The 15,593-nt window shown below is 61.8% G+C and carries 15 protein-coding genes; 8 read left to right on the top strand and 7 right to left on the bottom strand.

The genetic code is table 11. From position 1 onward, the window contains the following. Positions 1-62: 62 nt before the first annotated feature. Both FA85_RS14115 and FA85_RS14110 read right to left on the bottom strand, forming a co-directional pair. Positions 63-719, bottom strand: a complete 657-nt coding sequence (locus FA85_RS14115) for a DUF4398 domain-containing protein (protein WP_036115779.1) — start codon at positions 717-719, stop codon at positions 63-65. Further along, entirely contained in the window at positions 719-1,276 is a 558-nt protein-coding gene (locus FA85_RS14110; protein WP_036115784.1) for a DUF4398 domain-containing protein, read from the bottom strand. The genes FA85_RS14115 and FA85_RS14110 overlap by 1 nt, the downstream gene beginning before the upstream one ends. A gap of 96 nt (positions 1,277-1,372) precedes the next feature. Between FA85_RS14110 and FA85_RS14105 the strand changes: the two genes are divergently transcribed. The 3 genes from FA85_RS14105 to FA85_RS14095 all read left to right on the top strand — a co-directional run bounded on the left by FA85_RS14105 (position 1,373) and on the right by FA85_RS14095 (position 3,783). Then, complete coding sequence (locus FA85_RS14105) at positions 1,373-2,482, top strand: PilT/PilU family type 4a pilus ATPase (RefSeq protein ID WP_036115787.1); 1,110 nt, start codon at positions 1,373-1,375, stop codon at positions 2,480-2,482. 162 nt (positions 2,483-2,644) lie between these two features. After that, entirely contained in the window at positions 2,645-2,971 is a 327-nt protein-coding gene (locus FA85_RS14100; RefSeq protein ID WP_036109331.1) for a transposase, read from the top strand. An 8-nt stretch (positions 2,972-2,979) separates the two neighbouring features. Then, complete coding sequence (locus FA85_RS14095; protein ID WP_239739737.1) at positions 2,980-3,783, top strand: IS3 family transposase; 804 nt, start codon at positions 2,980-2,982, stop codon at positions 3,781-3,783. A 62-nt stretch (positions 3,784-3,845) separates the two neighbouring features. Here FA85_RS14095 and maiA read toward each other — a convergent pair whose 3' ends face one another. Then, positions 3,846-4,496, bottom strand: coding sequence for a maleylacetoacetate isomerase (maiA, locus tag FA85_RS14090; protein WP_036115790.1), 651 nt, complete (start codon positions 4,494-4,496; stop codon positions 3,846-3,848). 235 nt (positions 4,497-4,731) lie between these two features. On the opposite strand from maiA, the gene FA85_RS14085 reads away from it, so the two are divergent. The 5 genes from FA85_RS14085 (at position 4,732) to FA85_RS21020 (ending at position 10,640) form a co-directional block, all read left to right on the top strand. After that, positions 4,732-5,913 (top strand): phosphoglycerate kinase, encoded by a 1,182-nt coding sequence (locus FA85_RS14085; protein ID WP_036115794.1) that lies wholly within the window; start codon positions 4,732-4,734, stop codon positions 5,911-5,913. Further along, complete coding sequence (locus tag FA85_RS14080; protein WP_036115797.1) at positions 5,913-6,563, top strand: HAD hydrolase-like protein; 651 nt, start codon at positions 5,913-5,915, stop codon at positions 6,561-6,563. The genes FA85_RS14085 and FA85_RS14080 overlap by 1 nt, the downstream gene beginning before the upstream one ends. A gap of 116 nt (positions 6,564-6,679) precedes the next feature. Continuing rightward, a complete protein-coding gene (locus FA85_RS14075; RefSeq protein ID WP_036115799.1) occupies positions 6,680-8,596 on the top strand; it encodes a M61 family metallopeptidase in 1,917 nt (638 codons plus the stop codon). A 305-nt stretch (positions 8,597-8,901) separates the two neighbouring features. Then, positions 8,902-9,843, top strand: a complete 942-nt coding sequence (locus tag FA85_RS14070; RefSeq protein ID WP_139382840.1) for a hypothetical protein — start codon at positions 8,902-8,904, stop codon at positions 9,841-9,843. Positions 9,844-9,962: 119 nt separating this feature from the next. Next, a complete protein-coding gene (locus FA85_RS21020) occupies positions 9,963-10,640 on the top strand; it encodes a class I SAM-dependent methyltransferase (RefSeq protein ID WP_051943952.1) in 678 nt (225 codons plus the stop codon). A gap of 21 nt (positions 10,641-10,661) precedes the next feature. Here the strand turns inward: FA85_RS21020 and FA85_RS14060 are convergent, their stop codons facing one another. Genes FA85_RS14060 through FA85_RS14045 form a run of 4 tightly spaced genes read right to left on the bottom strand, consistent with a single transcriptional unit; the run spans position 10,662 to position 15,591 of the window. After that, positions 10,662-12,230: a hypothetical protein gene (locus tag FA85_RS14060; RefSeq protein ID WP_051943954.1), complete on the bottom strand. Its 1,569-nt coding sequence runs from the start codon at positions 12,228-12,230 to the stop codon at positions 10,662-10,664. 31 nt (positions 12,231-12,261) lie between these two features. Continuing rightward, positions 12,262-12,636, bottom strand: coding sequence for a GtrA family protein (locus FA85_RS14055; RefSeq protein ID WP_036115804.1), 375 nt, complete (start codon positions 12,634-12,636; stop codon positions 12,262-12,264). Next, complete coding sequence (locus tag FA85_RS14050) at positions 12,633-13,595, bottom strand: class I SAM-dependent methyltransferase (RefSeq protein ID WP_051943956.1); 963 nt, start codon at positions 13,593-13,595, stop codon at positions 12,633-12,635. The genes FA85_RS14055 and FA85_RS14050 overlap by 4 nt, the downstream gene beginning before the upstream one ends. 4 nt (positions 13,596-13,599) lie before the next feature. Then, positions 13,600-15,591 (bottom strand): NAD-dependent epimerase/dehydratase family protein, encoded by a 1,992-nt coding sequence (locus FA85_RS14045; RefSeq protein WP_036115807.1) that lies wholly within the window; start codon positions 15,589-15,591, stop codon positions 13,600-13,602. Between the last annotated feature and the right edge of the window lie 2 nt (positions 15,592-15,593).

Below are 15,593 nucleotides of genomic sequence, written 5' to 3'. Positions count from 1 at the left end.
TTTTCGGGTGCCGGGAGACCGAAGCTACTCCGCTAGCCATACGCCTGCAAGAGCGATATTTCTCAGTTGCCGTCGGTTTTCTTGCTCTTTTTCGGTGCAGGCGTGGAGGCTGGCGCCCCACCGTCGGACGAGTTCATATCGCGCATGGCGCGCGCGGCGGCCTCGGCCAGCGCGGCCTGCTTCTTGGCGGCGTTAGCCACCTTGGCCTGTGCCGCGGCGACCTGTTTGGCCTTGTCGCCTTCAGCCTTGGCCTGCTCCAGCGCCTGGGCATAGTCGACGCCCTGCTGCTGCAGGCGGGCGGCCTCTTCCTGGATCATCTGGTTCTGGGCACGCTGCTGCTCGAGCTGGCGACGGGCCATCTCGGCGTCGAGCCGACTGGCCTCCAGCAGGATGGCGTCGTGCTCGCGGTCCAGCTGGGCGCTCTTGGCCTGAGCATCCTGGTACTGGGCCATCGCCTTGGCGATGTCCACCCGGCGCTCGGCGACATACAGCAAATGGCCGTGCTCCTTGTCCTTGGGACGGAACTGGGCCATCTGGCTGATCGCTTCGCGGGCGCGAGCCTGTTCAGCCTGGGCGTAATTGCCCAGCACCGGGTCTGACGACAGCTGGTCCAGGCTCGAGTTGAGACGGCGGATGTCCAGGTCGTCCGTGGCGGCCATGGCACTGCCCGTGGCAAGCGCAAGGGCCAGCGCGGAGGTAAGGAGGGTCGAACGCTTCATCACTGGCCTCCCTGGTTGGTGGACGGCTGGATCTGGTTGCCCGAATTGTCATTCAGGGGCTGGGTCTGACCACCGACCGGCGGCTGCGTGCTGTCCGTCGGCTCGGGCAGGACCGATTCGGTTTCCTGCACGTTGGTCGGGATGGGCACCGTGTCGTTGGCATGGTTGTCGATCATCTCGACGCGCATGCGGGAGTTTTCCTGACTCTTGGCCGTGTTCTGGGCGCGGGCGGCACCCAGACGGGCCTTGGCCCGGGCCAGTTCGCTGTCGGCACGCGACTCGTCGGCGAGCACCGCCGCCTCGTCGTACTTGCGGCTGGCCATCGCGGCCTGCGCCTGACGGAATTTTCCCTGCGCATAATCGAGATCGACCGGCGCATAATCGGCCGCTCCGGCGTCTCTGGCAGCCTGCAGCTGGGCCAGTGCCTGGTTCATCGAGCCGTCGGGTGGGGGGGCGCTGGCACAGCCGGCGAGCGTAGCGATACCAAGGCCCAGGGCGGCCTGAGCAATGAGCCGGCGGCCCTTGGAAAGGGCTTTCGACGGCAAGTTGTGCACCATCACTCGTTCCTCGTACAGGTTTGCGAGATATTGTCGATATATATAACGGTCAGGCTATGACCTCGACTCGATTGTAATGAACGTCCGGGGGTTTAGGTGGATATCGGTTATTTCCTTAAGCTGATGGTGGACAAGGGCGCGTCGGATATGTTCCTGACGACCGGCGCCCCTGTGAACATCAAGGTGGAAGGCAAGCTGTACCCGTTGGGAAATACCGGCCTGCCGAGCGGCATGGTCAAGAAGATCGCCTATTCGCTCATGGACGAGGGTCAGGTGCCGCAGTTCGAGCGCGATCTCGAGCTGAACATGGCCCTGGCCGTGAAGGAAGCCGGCCGCTTCCGTATCAACGTGTTCAAGCAGCGCGGCGAGATCGGCATGGTCATCCGTGCCATCAAGAGCGAGATCCCCTCGCTGGAAGAACTGCAGCTGCCGACGATTTTCCGCGATCTGATCATGGAGCCACGCGGCCTGATCCTGGTCGTAGGCGCCACCGGCTCGGGCAAGTCCACCACCCTGGCGGCCATGCTCGACCACCGCAACAGCAACAGTTCGGGCCATATCCTCACCATCGAGGACCCGATCGAGTACCTGCACCGGCACAAGCGCTCCATCGTCAACCAGCGTGAGGTGGGACTGGATACCCACAGCTATCACGAGGCGCTGAAGAACGCGATGCGCGAGGCCCCGGACGTCATCATGATCGGTGAGATCCGCGACACCGAGACGATGGAGGCGGCCATCTCGTTCTCCGAGACCGGTCACCTGTGCCTGGCCACCCTGCACTCGAACAACGCCGACCAGACCCTGGAGCGCATCCTCAACTTCTTCGGCGAATCGGCGCACAAGAACGTGCTGATGAACCTCGCCCTCAACCTGCGCGCGGTGATCAGCCAGCGCCTGGTGATCGGCAAGGACGGCCGCCGCATGCCGGCGACCGAGGTGCTGCTCAACACCCCGCTGATCCGCGACATGATCCGCCGCGGCCAGATCCACGAGGTGAAGGACGCCATGGACCGCAGCCTGCAGGAAGGCATGCAGACCTTCGACCAGTCGCTCTACCGCCTGTACAAGGACGGCAAGATCACGCTCGAGGAGTGCCTGAACAAGGCGGATTCGCGCGATGGCCTGGCGCTGAAGATTCGTCTGTCGGAAGGTGCGACGGGCAATGAGTTTGCTTCGAGCGATCCCTACGGAATCGGGGTCTGACACCACCCACTAATGTAGGAGCGCGCCCCGCGCGCGACAGCCGCGAGACAGGGGTCGCAGAGTCACCGCTTCTTCGCTTCGTTGGTTTTTCGCGCGCGGGGCTGTAATGGCCGGGTTTTTCAGGACCACCAAGTAGGAGCAAAATCTCCTGCGAGGTGAATCATGGCTCATAGAAAAATTCCGGCAGCGGTCAAAGCCGAGGCAATACGACTGGTGGTCGAGGTGGGATATACCCCGCCTCAAGCCGCTCAGATGATGGGTCTGGGGCCGACGGCCCTGAGGCGATGGGTGGAGGAATGGCGTGAACGGCAAGCGGCGATACCGGACGATCCGGTGGAGCAGCGGCGCCTCATCGCGCAGCTTCAGGGACAGCTGAAAGCCTCTGAAGACGCTCGTGCGGTGTTGGCACAGGAGCGTGACGTCCTAAAAAAACAGTTGCCCTCTCACCTGGCCGCCATCTTGCGAAAGCCGAGATCGTCCAAAAGGTGAGAGGGGATTTGTCGATACGACAGGTCTACGCGATTCTTGGCTGGCCCCGGAGCCGGCACTACGCCCCCGTCAAGGCGGCTCCCGCCATCGACGAAGGGCTTGCCCAGACCGCTCTGGCCATTCATCGGGATAGTCGCCGCAGCTATGGCGCACGCCGCCTTGCGCGCAGCCTGTGCCGGCACGGCTTTCGTGTGGGTCGCGAACGGGCGGCGACACTGATGCGCCGGCTGGACATTCGACTGAGGAAGAAGCGGTTTCATTACGCCAGACGCAACACGAAACCTGCACCGGCCGAAAATATCGTCAACCGACAGTTCGATCCGGCGCGTCCCAACCAGACCTGGGCCGGCGACATCACCTTCATCCGAACGGGCCAGGGCTTCCTCTATCTGGCCATCGTGGTCGATCTGTACTCCCGGCGAATCGTCGGCTGGGCCACAAGCCACACGCCCGATTCACGACTGGCCATCAAGGCCAACGAACTGGCCATCGGCTTGCGCCAGCCGGCTCCCGGGTTAGTCATCCACACCGACCAGGGCGCCTCGTACACCTCCGATCGCTACACCCAACATCTGGCCCGGCACGGCATCGTTCAAAGCATGAGCCGAAAGGGGAACTGCTGGGACAACGCCGTCGTCGAACGCGTCTTCCGAAGCCTTAAACAGGAGTGGTTCGGCGAGGAAACCTTCCCGACCCGAGCTCTGGCATCACAAGACGCGATCGACTACCTGGTTCGCTATTACAACCACGAGCGCCTGCACTCCGCGCTCGACTACCGCCCGCCAGCCGAGTTTGAGAGGATGGCGGCTTAACGCTCCTATGCGTGGTCCTCAAATACCCGGCCACTACAGGCGCGCTCCTACACGGTTTGGGGTCAGGCTGGAGCGTCTGGCTGAACTTCCGGGGCCGCCCGCTGGAACGCCTCGAGCGCCTGGCATGCCTCCACCACTCGCCGGATCGTCGGATACGGCGCCAGATCCACCCCCCAGCGCACCGCGTTGTAGAACTGCGGGACGAGACAGCAATCGGCCAGCGTCGGCGTATCGCCATAGCTGAACGTTCCTGCCGCACCCTCGGCGAGCAGGGCCTCAATGCCGTCGAAACCGTGCTGGATCCAGCGCCGCGACCACCCCTCTTTCGCCGCCTGATCGGCCCCGAATTCCGTCTCGATCGCTTGCAGGACACGCAGATTACCCAGCGGGTGGATATCCGTGCCCACCGCCTGCATCAGCTCGCGGACTTTCGCCCTGCCCTGCGCATCCGCGGGCATCAGGGCCGGATCCGGCCGGGTCTCGTCGAGGTATTCCAGGATCGCCATCGACTGGCGAATGACGCGGTCGCCGTCGACCAGCGTGGGTAGCTGGGCCTGCGGTGAGAGCTCGCGGTAGTCGGCCTTCAGGTGCTCGCCGCCCTCGTTGACCAGGTGCACGGGGCGCGCTTCGTAGTCGAGGCGTTTGAGGTTGAGGGCGATACGAACACGATAGGCGGCGCTGGAGCGCCAATACGTGTAAAGGGTGAGGGACATGAGGGGCTTCCTTGGCGGGGAATTCCCGATTCTAGCGCTGGGACCGGGGCAAGCCTTGCCGCGCTGCCGCGCGGGTCGCCAGCGGGGCTGGCTCCTACAGGGCTACGGCAATGTTGTAGGAGCCAGCCCCGCTGGCGACCTGTAACAGCCAGCCCAGCTGGCGACACGGATTTGCGCCACCCCATCAAGGACGCGGACAATGGCGAATTCTCCTTCCCCTAGCTGGAGCCTCACCGTGCCCGTCATTCGCATGCAAGACCTCGACCTCAAAGGCAAGCGAGTCCTGATCCGTGAAGATCTGAACGTGCCTGTCGAGAACGGCAAGATCACGTCCACCCAGCGCCTCGATGCCTCCCTGCCCACCATCGTTGCAGCGCGCGACGCTGGCGCGAAGGTGATGGTCATCTCGCACCTTGGCCGGCCGAAGGAAGGCGAATTCGACGAAGCTTCCTCGCTGAAGCCGGTGGCTGAGTGGCTCGGCGAAAAGCTCGGCAAAGACGTACGCCTGGTACGCGACTACCTCGACGGCGTCGACGTGGCCGACGGCGAAGTCGTCGTGCTCGAGAACTGCCGCATGAATGTCGGCGAAGGCAAGGACGATGAGGCCCTGTCGAAGAAGTACGCCGCCCTGTGCGATGTCTTCGTCATGGATGCCTTCGGCACCGCGCATCGCGCGCAGGCGTCGACCCACGGCGTGATTCGCTTCGCTCCCGTCGCGGCCGCTGGCCCGCTGCTGGCGAAGGAACTGGACGCGCTGGGCAAGGCGCTGGAAAACCCACAGAAGCCGCTGCTCGCCATCGTCGCCGGATCCAAGGTGTCGACCAAGCTCGAGTTGCTGCAGAACCTCGTCGGTCGCGTCGAGCAGCTGATCGTCGGCGGCGGCATCGCCAACACGTTCATCCTCGCCTCCGGCCACAAGGTCGGCAAGTCGCTGGTCGAAGCGGACCTGCTCGACACCGCGAAAAAGATCATGGCGGATGCCAGGGCACGTGGCGCCGACGTGCCGGTGCCGACCGACGTGGTGGTCGCCACCGAGTTCTCGGCCACGGCGAAGGCCACGGTCAAGGCGGTGGATCAGGTCGCCGACGACGAGATGATCCTCGACATCGGTCCGGATACCGCAAAGCGCTATGCCGACCTGATCGCCAAGGCAGGTACGGTCGTCTGGAACGGCCCGGTCGGCGTGTTCGAGTTCGACGCGTTCGGCAAGGGCACGGAAACGCTGGCGCGTGCCATCGCTTCGTCGAAGGCCTTCTCGATCGCCGGTGGCGGCGACACCCTGGCGGCCGTCGACAAGTACGGCATCGAAGACGGCGTGTCGTACATCTCGACGGGCGGCGGCGCCTTCCTCGAATTCCTCGAAGGCAAGGAGCTTCCGGCCGTGGCCGCGCTCAAGGCTCGTGCGGATTCGAAGTAATGCTCATTCTCTTCGACCTGGACGGCACCCTCATCAACTCGGAGATCGGCATCTTCGCCGGCGTTCGCCATTCGCTGGCGACCGTCGGCGCGGACGTGCCTGACGACACCGTGCTGCGCTCATGGATCGGTCCACCACTTCGGGTCAGCTTCGGCGAACTCCTGAATGGTGACAGCGAACGCGTCGAGCAGGCCGTCGCGGCTTACTCGCAGCGGTTCCACGATGTCGGCTGGTCCGAGCACACCGTGTACCCGGGCATCGCCGACCTGATCTCCGCACTGGCGGGCGCAGGTCACAAGCTGGCGGTCGTCACCAGCAAGGTGCGGCCGCATGCGGAGCCGATCATCGCCCACCTACCCTTCGGCGACGCGTTCGATGCGCTCTATGCGCCCGATCCGTCGACGTCGAAGAGCGAGAAAGCCGAGATGATCGCCGCGGCGATCGCGGACTTCGGGCACATCGTGGACGACGTGATCATGATCGGCGATCGCCACTTCGACATCGACGGCGCGGTCGCCAACGGTGTTCGTGGCATCGGCGTCCTCTGGGGCTTCGGCGATCGCGAGGAACTGGAGAAGGCCGGGGCCTGGAAGGTGGTTGAAACACCGGCTGAAATCGCAACACTGGTGGGTGCCACCGTTCCCGGCTGAGGCCTGAATGGACGACCGGGCGGCCATGCCGATGGTCACTGGGTGCCCCGCGACGATGCGCTTATCGTGGGGGCACCCAGCTGGCACCACTCCCTCCCGCCAAGGTATCGCACCGCATGCGCGTCGTTGCTTCCGCCGTCGTTCTGTCCTTCTTCTTCGCTCAGGCAAGCCTCGCTTCCGAAGGCCCGCAGCCGGCACCCCTTCCCCCGCCGATTCCTGTCGCACGCGACGTGCCTTTCAACGGGCAGATAACGCTGGATGTCGACGCCTCCAACCTGAGCCAGCGCATCTACCGCGTCCGGGAGTCGATCCCGGTACAGGCAGCGGGACCCATGGTCCTCCTGTACCCGCAATGGGAAACCGCAAGCCATGCCCCGACGGCGTCGGTAGCGGGCCTCACAGGCTTGACCGTCGTATCGAACGGCCGGCCCCTGAAATGGGAACGCGATACCGTCAACATGTTCGCCTTCCATGTGGACGTTCCGGCCGACGCGAAAGCGCTCGACGTGTCGTTCCAATACCTCTCGCCCTTCAGTCTTCGCCAGGGCGCCGTTGCCATGACCGCGTCCACGGTCACGGTACCCTGGCAAAACGTTGTGCTTTACCCGGCAGGGTGGTTCACGCGCAATATCCCTGTAAGCGCACGAGTTACCTTGCCAAATGGCTTCGCCTCCGCCACGGCGCTGGAGAGCAACCCGGGCGATGCCTCAGGGTTTCGCACCACCTCACTGGAGACACTGGTCGACTCGCCCGTCTACGCGTCGCGCCACGTCGGGCGTTATGCGCTAGCGCGCAAAGGCGAAGCGCCGGTCACCCTGAATGTGTTTGCCGATGACGAGCGCAGGATCGCCATCAAATCGGCCCAACTCGACGCGCTTCGGGCGATGGTGCAGCAGGCAGGCAAGGTGTTCCCGAAGCGGCATTACCGACACTACGATTTCCTGCTGGCGCTGGACAACGCGCTACCCGGTCCCGGCGGCAGCGAGCAGGCACAGTCCAGCACCGACACCTTGCCGCCGGACTATTTTGCCGGGGACGAGCGCGACCTCATCAACGCCGACCTGCTGGCGCACGAGTTCGTCCATTCGTGGAACGGGCGTTATCGCCAGCCTGCCGATCTTTGGACAGCTGACTTCAACACGCCCGCACGGGGCAGCCTACTGTGGGTGTACGAGGGCCAGACCGAGTTCTGGGGGCGCGTGCTGGCGGCGCGTTCCGGACTGCGGACGAAACAGGAAACGCTGGATGCGCTGGCGGTGGGTGCGGCGCAGGTGCTCGCTCAGAAGGGACGCACCTGGAAGTCGCTGCAGGACAGTACCAACGATGCGATCATTACCGCCGGCGGCCGCTCCACGTCGTGGCGTGATTGGCAACGGCGTGAGGATTACTACGGTGAGGGTGTATTCCTCTGGCTGGCCGTCGATGCGGAGATTCGTGAGCAGACCCATGAGGTGAAAGGTATCGATGACTTTGCGCGGGACTTCTTTGCCGGTGGAGCCGAAGGCGATCTGTCAACGAGAACCTACGCGTTTGCCGATGTGTGCGCTGCGCTCAACCGTGTAGCACCCTTGGACTGGGCAGGCTTCCTGCGCAAGCGGCTGGATACCCACGACCCCACCATTGTCCTCAATGGCATCGAGCGTGAGGGCTATCGACTCGTCTTCGATGGAACGCCAAGCGACTACAGCCGCGCAAACGAGTTGGACAGCGGCGCCAGCGATTTCTCCAGCGCCATCGGATTTACTATCGGCAAGGGCGGCGTGATTCGCAGCGTGGCGTGGGAAGGTCCTGCGTTCAAGGCGGGACTGGCCCCCGGCATCAAAATCGATGCAATCAATGGCAAACCGTATTCCTTTGAATCGTTAGCAGCGCTCTTGCGAAATAGGTCGCCAGCTCCTCTCAAACTGACGTGGAGTGTCGACGGCGAAACGATGAGCACCACGCTCCACGCATCGGGACCGCTGCAATATGCTCACTTGGCACGTCTGGGCAGCGCCCCTGATCGTCTTGGCGAACTTCTGGCACCGAGGTAGTCCCCCCGGGCACGGGAGTGCGGTGCGGCACGCTATGATGGCTGCCGACTCGGTCGCCCAGGGGCACATGCGAGTCGCTGGCCCCATTTCGCCACATTGACAAGGGTCTCGACGCAACGACATGGACAACAAGCCTCTAACAGTGGCCATCTACCTCTGTCTGGGAGCCGCTCTCCTGGGCTTGATGGCGACCTCCCTGCCTTTGGTCCCCCGAAAGTGCGTTTCAGGTCAGCGCGGTATAATGGCCTTATTATGTCTGGGCTCGCTGCGTCGGCGCCGAGAAGAAAGACCGCCTGCGCAGTTTCGTGTGGGCGAATGTCACGCTGGGAAGCTGGCTCCTGGTGGCCTGCATTGGCTTTATAGGCGCGTATCGCCTTGGCTACGGAATCTTTCCAACCGCCGACGCCTACTTTGCGTACGTCTTATATCCTCCGGGACCGGTGCCGGTGCGCCCGTTCGGCATCATCTGGTTCTTCGCCCTGGCCGGGACACTGGGAGCGATGGCGCTGTACGAAAGACTGCGTCGCGCGCCGGACGACGCGCAGACCCATCGCATCGTGATTCTCCTTCTTGCCGCCTTCGGCGTCACGTCGTACTTCCTCGGTCGGAGTCACGACAACAACCTGCTCAATGTCTGTGCCTTTTTCGTTCTGCTCCTGATCACGCTTCGGCATGAAAACCACGCCCCTATGGTGAGAGTCACGACGAACGGTCTCCTCGCGGCCATCCTCGTATACCCAATGTTGGCTAACTGGCATAACTGGGCAAGCGTGACGGCGGATGGAAATCTTCTGGACTTCCATCCGAAACGCGCCATACAGGCTTTCAGCTACATGAATCCGGCGGGCGCGGCAAGCAACCAGACCATGGCGGGACCCAATCCGCCGGCTACTGCCGGCAGTGACGCGGCGCACGGAATGCGAACCATCTGGGCGGCAAGCCACGAATTTGTGACCGTCCTTGACCCATCACTGAACCTTGAAGGCGCTACCCCAGGGTTGCCCTGGAGCGCCTACCATGGGCCGGAAAACTACCTCTATCTTCCGGCGGACTTGCGACGTAAGTTCCTCGACCGCGTCGCGCGCAGACTGAATGCGCCGGGATGGGTACTCATCCGCAAAGGCGACGATGCACAGGCATGGCTAACGGACTACGATGCCGTATATCGCCGCGACGGGACACTGGATTTCGGTAGCTACGACGCTATCCGCTACGCTCCGCGCCCCGCACTATCGAAAGTACCGTAACCCCAGCTTCATATCCTTAAGCCATCCAGACAGTGACGCAGGCCATGCAGACAGAGGCATTCAAACCCATTTCGGTAAAGAAGCCCTCATCAAATCCCTTCATGTTCAGGGTCAGGTGCATGGTCGACCTGCAACTGCTGACGATTGTGCGGCCGCTGCGCCCGGCGATGGCCCGACTGGACGGCAATGTGCTGGACGTCGGCGCGGGTGAATCACCCTGGCGCGAATGGCTGCCGCCCACCGCTCGTTACCAGGGCATAGATATCGGGAATGCCGAGGAATTCGGCATGAAACAGGGACGCGAGGGGATCACGTATTACGATGGACGAACTATCCCCTTTCCTGACGCGTCTTTCGACAGCGCCATTTGCATCGAAGTCCTCGAACACGTCGAGGATCCCGATGTCGTCGTTCGCGAAGTCGCACGATGCCTCAGGCACGACGCGACGCTACTCGTCACCGTTCCCTGGTCAGCGCGCCGCCATCATGTTCCCTACGATTTCCACCGTTTCACGCGTGAGCGCCTGACCAGGCTTTTCGAGGCGAATGGCTTCCACGCCGTGGAGATCGCAGAGCGAGGCACCGACATCACCGCCATTGCGAGCAAGCTGGTCGTGCTCTCGCTCAGACTCGCCCCGACGCGATCGATCGCAAGATCGCTATGGACACTCCCCCTGTTCATCGTGACGCTGCCGCTTACCGCTGGCTTCGTCGTGGCCGCCCATGTGGCCGAACTCTTCGGACTAGGTGCCAAGGAAGATCCCTTGGGGTACTTCGTGAAGGCAACTCGTCGCTGACTGCCTGGCCGCGGCATAAATTCAGCGTGATCCTCTAGCGGCGTCCCGAGAACGGTAGACCTCATGAGCCGGGTTGACCGAATACCCCTCGAGGCGCTCGAAGTTGTCTTTGATGTACTGATCCATCAGCGGATGGGTATTTTTGTACCTAAGCTCTTCACGCCCGTCCAGGGGAAGGTCATACACGACCACGAATGCCGGCCTGGCCTGTTTGAGCCTGGCGATTTCATCCTGCTGGAACGCATCACTGCGATTCCACGCCGTGTATATTTCCCAGGTCGGTGAGCGCGCGCCCAGCAATGCATATGCGCCGGGCAACAGGGGCGCGACAAAGAAAGGCCGCCCCGTGGAGCCGAAGTCACGCTTCAGTTTTTGCAGAAGCAAGACATCCTTCTCGGCGACGGCATCAACCCGAAGGCTGTCTCCGTCAATATTCATCAGTGCGCAATGTCTCGCACCCATGCACTGCCACCCTGGATGCAGCGGCAGCATGGCGAAGATGCTCGCTACACACAGCGGAACCGCTATGAAATAACGCGACAGCGCGGATCTGGTGCCAGCCAACGTCAGGATGCCGATCAGCGTCGGAAAGATCCCTTGTGCGAGATGGCCCGCATCGGCGCGCGAGAATGCGTAATGGGCGTATGGGATGGCGGCAAATGCGCATGCCACCAGCAGCGGAGACACGGCCCGATGCCTCCAGCGACAAAAGAGCACATAGATGATGGCCGACGCACCGAAGGCCAGCGTCGAAAGGAAAAACATCCCCAGCGTCAAGTCGCGGAATGCATCCACCAGCCCGACGGTGCCGAACCGAGCTAGCCAAGGCCATGGGATAGGAAGGGGGAGATTGGTCGATTTGACGTCGAACAGGAACTTGATGCTTTCAATAAGCGCCGACGTGAATCCCGGTGCGAGAAGCATGGTGACGAACATCGGCAGATAGCCGACAAACCCACCCACAACGAACGATGCGATGCCTCTCCACCAGGCATGCCAGTCTTCGCATCGAACCGCCAGGTACACCAGGATCCCGATGCTGGCGAGGGCACCATAGATGCCGTGATTACGCCCGAAGTACGCCACGAAGCCCACGAAGGCGCCCGCTCCAAAATAGCGACGCGTCGTCGGACGAAGGGTCCAGGCAGCGAGGACGCAAACCAGACCTATCGAGATACTAATGTCGAAGAGCTTGTGGCGAGGCACCATCCAGACCATGAGCGTCAATGCGCAAATGAAGAGATAGGTTCCGGACCCCCGCTTATTGCTGCTCGCACCGAGCCAGGCCAATACCGGCACGAGCGCGGCAGCCTGAAGGATCACAAGGGTATAGCGCACCGCTGAGATACCACTGCTACCGCTCACCCACATAATCAGGGCGCTCCAGTAGTAGCGTCCAGGGTCGTAAGCCTGGAAGTCACGGATCGGCACCTCTCCGTGCATGACGCGCTGGATGCCATACCACAGGTAACCTTCGTCCCAGAGACTGAAGCCCTGCCGACCCTCCCATGCAAAAAACACGAACACAAAGAGTAGCCCGACGACGAGCGCCCTTTTGGCTTCGGATGAAATATTCAGGGAAAGTGGCATCGCATATTCCGGAAGCGGGCGAACGATAGCTTTATGGCTGATCTGAGCGGAAAACGTATCGGGACATCAGAACATAGGACACGACCGCCATGAAGGGCGTCAACACGACCTGACTTTCGATGGGACCCAGATGTAGCCAAGCGAATCCCGCGAGCGCGAGGTAGTTGATGGCGTAGCACGCCAGATACGCCACGACGAAACGTGGCGCCCTGGAGACGGCGACCGTCGAAAAGATGAGGTGCCCCGTCGTGAAGAAGTTGAAAACAATTCCGGCGACATTACCGCCAATCAAAGCACCCCAGATGGGCACTCCGGCGCGAATCAGCAGTGCATAGATACCCAGGCCGAACAGCGTGTTCAGTGCCCCAACCATCAGAAACTTGATGAAACGGACGTCCAGCCTCACGAGTCGTGCCGAACGGCGTCCACTTGTCGGTAGCCGACCGCCACCATATTCCCTACGTTGATCGAAACCTTATTACTGGCCAAACCGAGACTCGCGAGCAGTCGTGAAGTCACGCGCTTCAGCGTCGCGCCGAGGGGCATAAGACGCACCCAGTACGAGAGCGCGTAGCGGTTCGCAAACGGACGCGCCACCACCTGCTGGTAACCCGAACGCTGGAACAACTCCACGATGCTCTGCGGGGAAAACAGCTGCATGTGTTCGACATCGATGATCGGGGACCGACGTCCGAGCAAGCGATTGACGGCACTTCGGTAATCGTGGGTCACGGTGACAAACGCGCCGCCCGGCTTTAGCAGCCGATGAACGGATTCCGCGATCTCGCGCGGCTCTTTGACGTGCTCGAGTGTCATGAAGCAACAAATGAGATCGAACGATTCCGGCTGATAGTCGTCTTCCTGAAAGATCCCTTCGCGGATCCAGGGCCGTCGGTGGGCGGGCGCCGCCTTGATAGCCGCCGTCGAAGGCTCGACGCCCGCTACCTGCGAGAAGCCGCGCGTCGCCAGCCCCTCGAGCAGGATACCGGTGCCTGTACCGATTTCCAGCGCGGCTCCCAAGTCGATCCGCTGGAGGATGGGCTCCAGTTCGCGAAGGTAAGCAGCCGCTGCGTCCTCGGCTTCTTCCGAGCTGTCGTACTCCGCGACGTGATAGGCCTGATGAAGCGCTTGCTGCGATGGCGGCCGGTCCACGAACACGACGTCGCACGTCACGCACTGGACCATACGATAGTTAAAGAATTCCGGCTCTTTGCGCGACGCGAAACTGTATTCGTTGAGCCGCGATGGATCGATCCGCTCGTCAAGAAAGCGTCGCGCACTGGCGGAAGGACTGCCGCATACCGGGCATACGCGCTCGACACGGTCGCCAGGTCCCTGCGAATTTTCTGTCGTCTGGCTCTGCATGAATTTATCCGGAGCTTCTTTCATCGAAGGATCGCGTGCGGGAGGGCCTCGCAACCTGTGGCGTTATGACGCCATGGCGGATCAGCGCAGCCCGGATAAGCCGAGGCCGTTGCTTGACCTCCAGCATGATCTTACCGATGTACTCACCGACCAGGCCGATCCCGAACAGATTCAGGGAACCGAACATCAGTACCGCGATGAGCATAGTCGTCGCACCACGAGGCGCGATATCCGGCCAGACGATACGCAAGGTTGCAACGACGATTGCCGCCACGACTGACAGCGCAAGCAGGCCAAGTCCGGCGGTCGTCAGGAGCGTGAGTGGCACGTTGCTGAACGAAAAAATGCCTTTCTTCGCCCAGTCGATGTTCTTGGTAAGCGTGTTGGTCGTATGGCCGAACATCCGCTCTGGTCGAACATAGTCGACACCGGTCTGCCGAAAGCCGACATAAGCCCTCAAACCTCGCATGAACAAGTCACGCTCCGGGCAATCGAGCAGCCATTGCATGACCTTGCGATCGATCAGCGAGAAGTCGCCCGCATCGAGAGGGATCTGAACGTAACTGAATGCCGCGAACACACGATAGAAGGCCTTGTACAACAGCCCCCAATGCCAGGGCATCTCGCGTTGCACGCGACGACCGTAAACGACGTCGAAGCCTTCTTCCCACTTCGCGTAGAAGGCCTCGATCAGTTCGGGCGGGTCCTGAAGGTCGCCGTCAAGCAACACAACCGCATCCTTCGATGCCAGCTCCATCCCGCTGCGGAAGGCCATCTGCGAGCCGAAATTGCGGGAATGCGTGATACCGATAACGCACGGGTCACTAGCTGAAATGGCTTGAATGACCGCAGCGCTATCGTCCGGACTGCAGTCGTTGACGAAAATAATCTCGTGATCGATGCCAAGACGCGAGAACGTGTCTTTCAGGCGCCGGTACATGACTGGAATGGCCGGCTCATCCTTGTAACAGGCGATGATGGCCGAAACACTGCGACGCTTTCGGTTAGTCGACTTCTTCGACCGCTGCGCAAGTTCATCCTCGCTCAGCGTAGCAACCCACCCGGAAGTTGACCGAAGGCCATCCTCGAGAGATATCTGAGCCTGCCAACCCAGCATGTCGTGAGCTTTCGTCGGATCGGAGAACCAGTCGGCGAGATCCCACGATCGCCCCTCCATGGCACCAAAGCGAGGCTCCTCCGTCACACCGAAGACGTCACGCGTGATGGCGGCGAGCGATTCGATCGTCGTACAACGTCCCGACCCGATATTGAGGCTCTCGCCGTAGAGATCGGGATTCATCTTCGCCGCAGCGTAAATGAAAGCCGCACAAACGTCGTCAACGTGAACGAAATCCCGTGAAGTCGCCGGGTCAACGAAGGGCGGAAGCGAACCCTGCAACGCCTTGTAGATGAGATTCGGGATGAGCCGCGAACCGTCTTCGAGAGGCCCGTAAACCGAGTAGAGACGAAGATTGACGCAGGGAAACGCGCGCTCCTTCCCCAGGTAGGAGAGATACTCGGCCGCAGCGACTTTTGATACGGCATAGTGGCTATTGGGCTCGCACCGCGCGTCTTCCTGCGGGGCTGCGCTGTTACTGCCGTATTCCGATGAACTGCCAGCATGGATATACGCACTGATGGAACGATCCGCCAGCATCGTCGTCAAGCTGACGATGGACTGGAAATTCGTTTCGTAAATCAGTCGCGGATCTTGCTCGAACGAATAGGCGCCATAAGCCACGCAGTCAAACACCGTTCGTGGGCAAATCTCCTCGACCAGGTGTCTCAACGCTGCGGCATCATTCACGTTGGCCTCGACCAGATTCGCTTCGCCGACGCCCTCAAGGCGCCAGTTGGTCGAGCTCTGAACGACAGCGTAAACGTCCGGACGAAGGGCAAGAATCTTTCGAAAAAGATTGGCGCCCACGAAGCCTGCGCTGCCCGTCACGAGGATGGGGCCGTGAAGCGCGCGGATATGTTGATTAAGGTCGTTCATGG

The organism is Luteibacter mycovicinus, from assembly GCF_000745235.1.
Classification (GTDB): Bacteria; Pseudomonadota; Gammaproteobacteria; order Xanthomonadales; family Rhodanobacteraceae; genus Luteibacter; species Luteibacter mycovicinus.
Note: the sequence above shows the minus strand (reverse complement) of the source record. Positions and strands in the feature narration are given on the sequence as shown.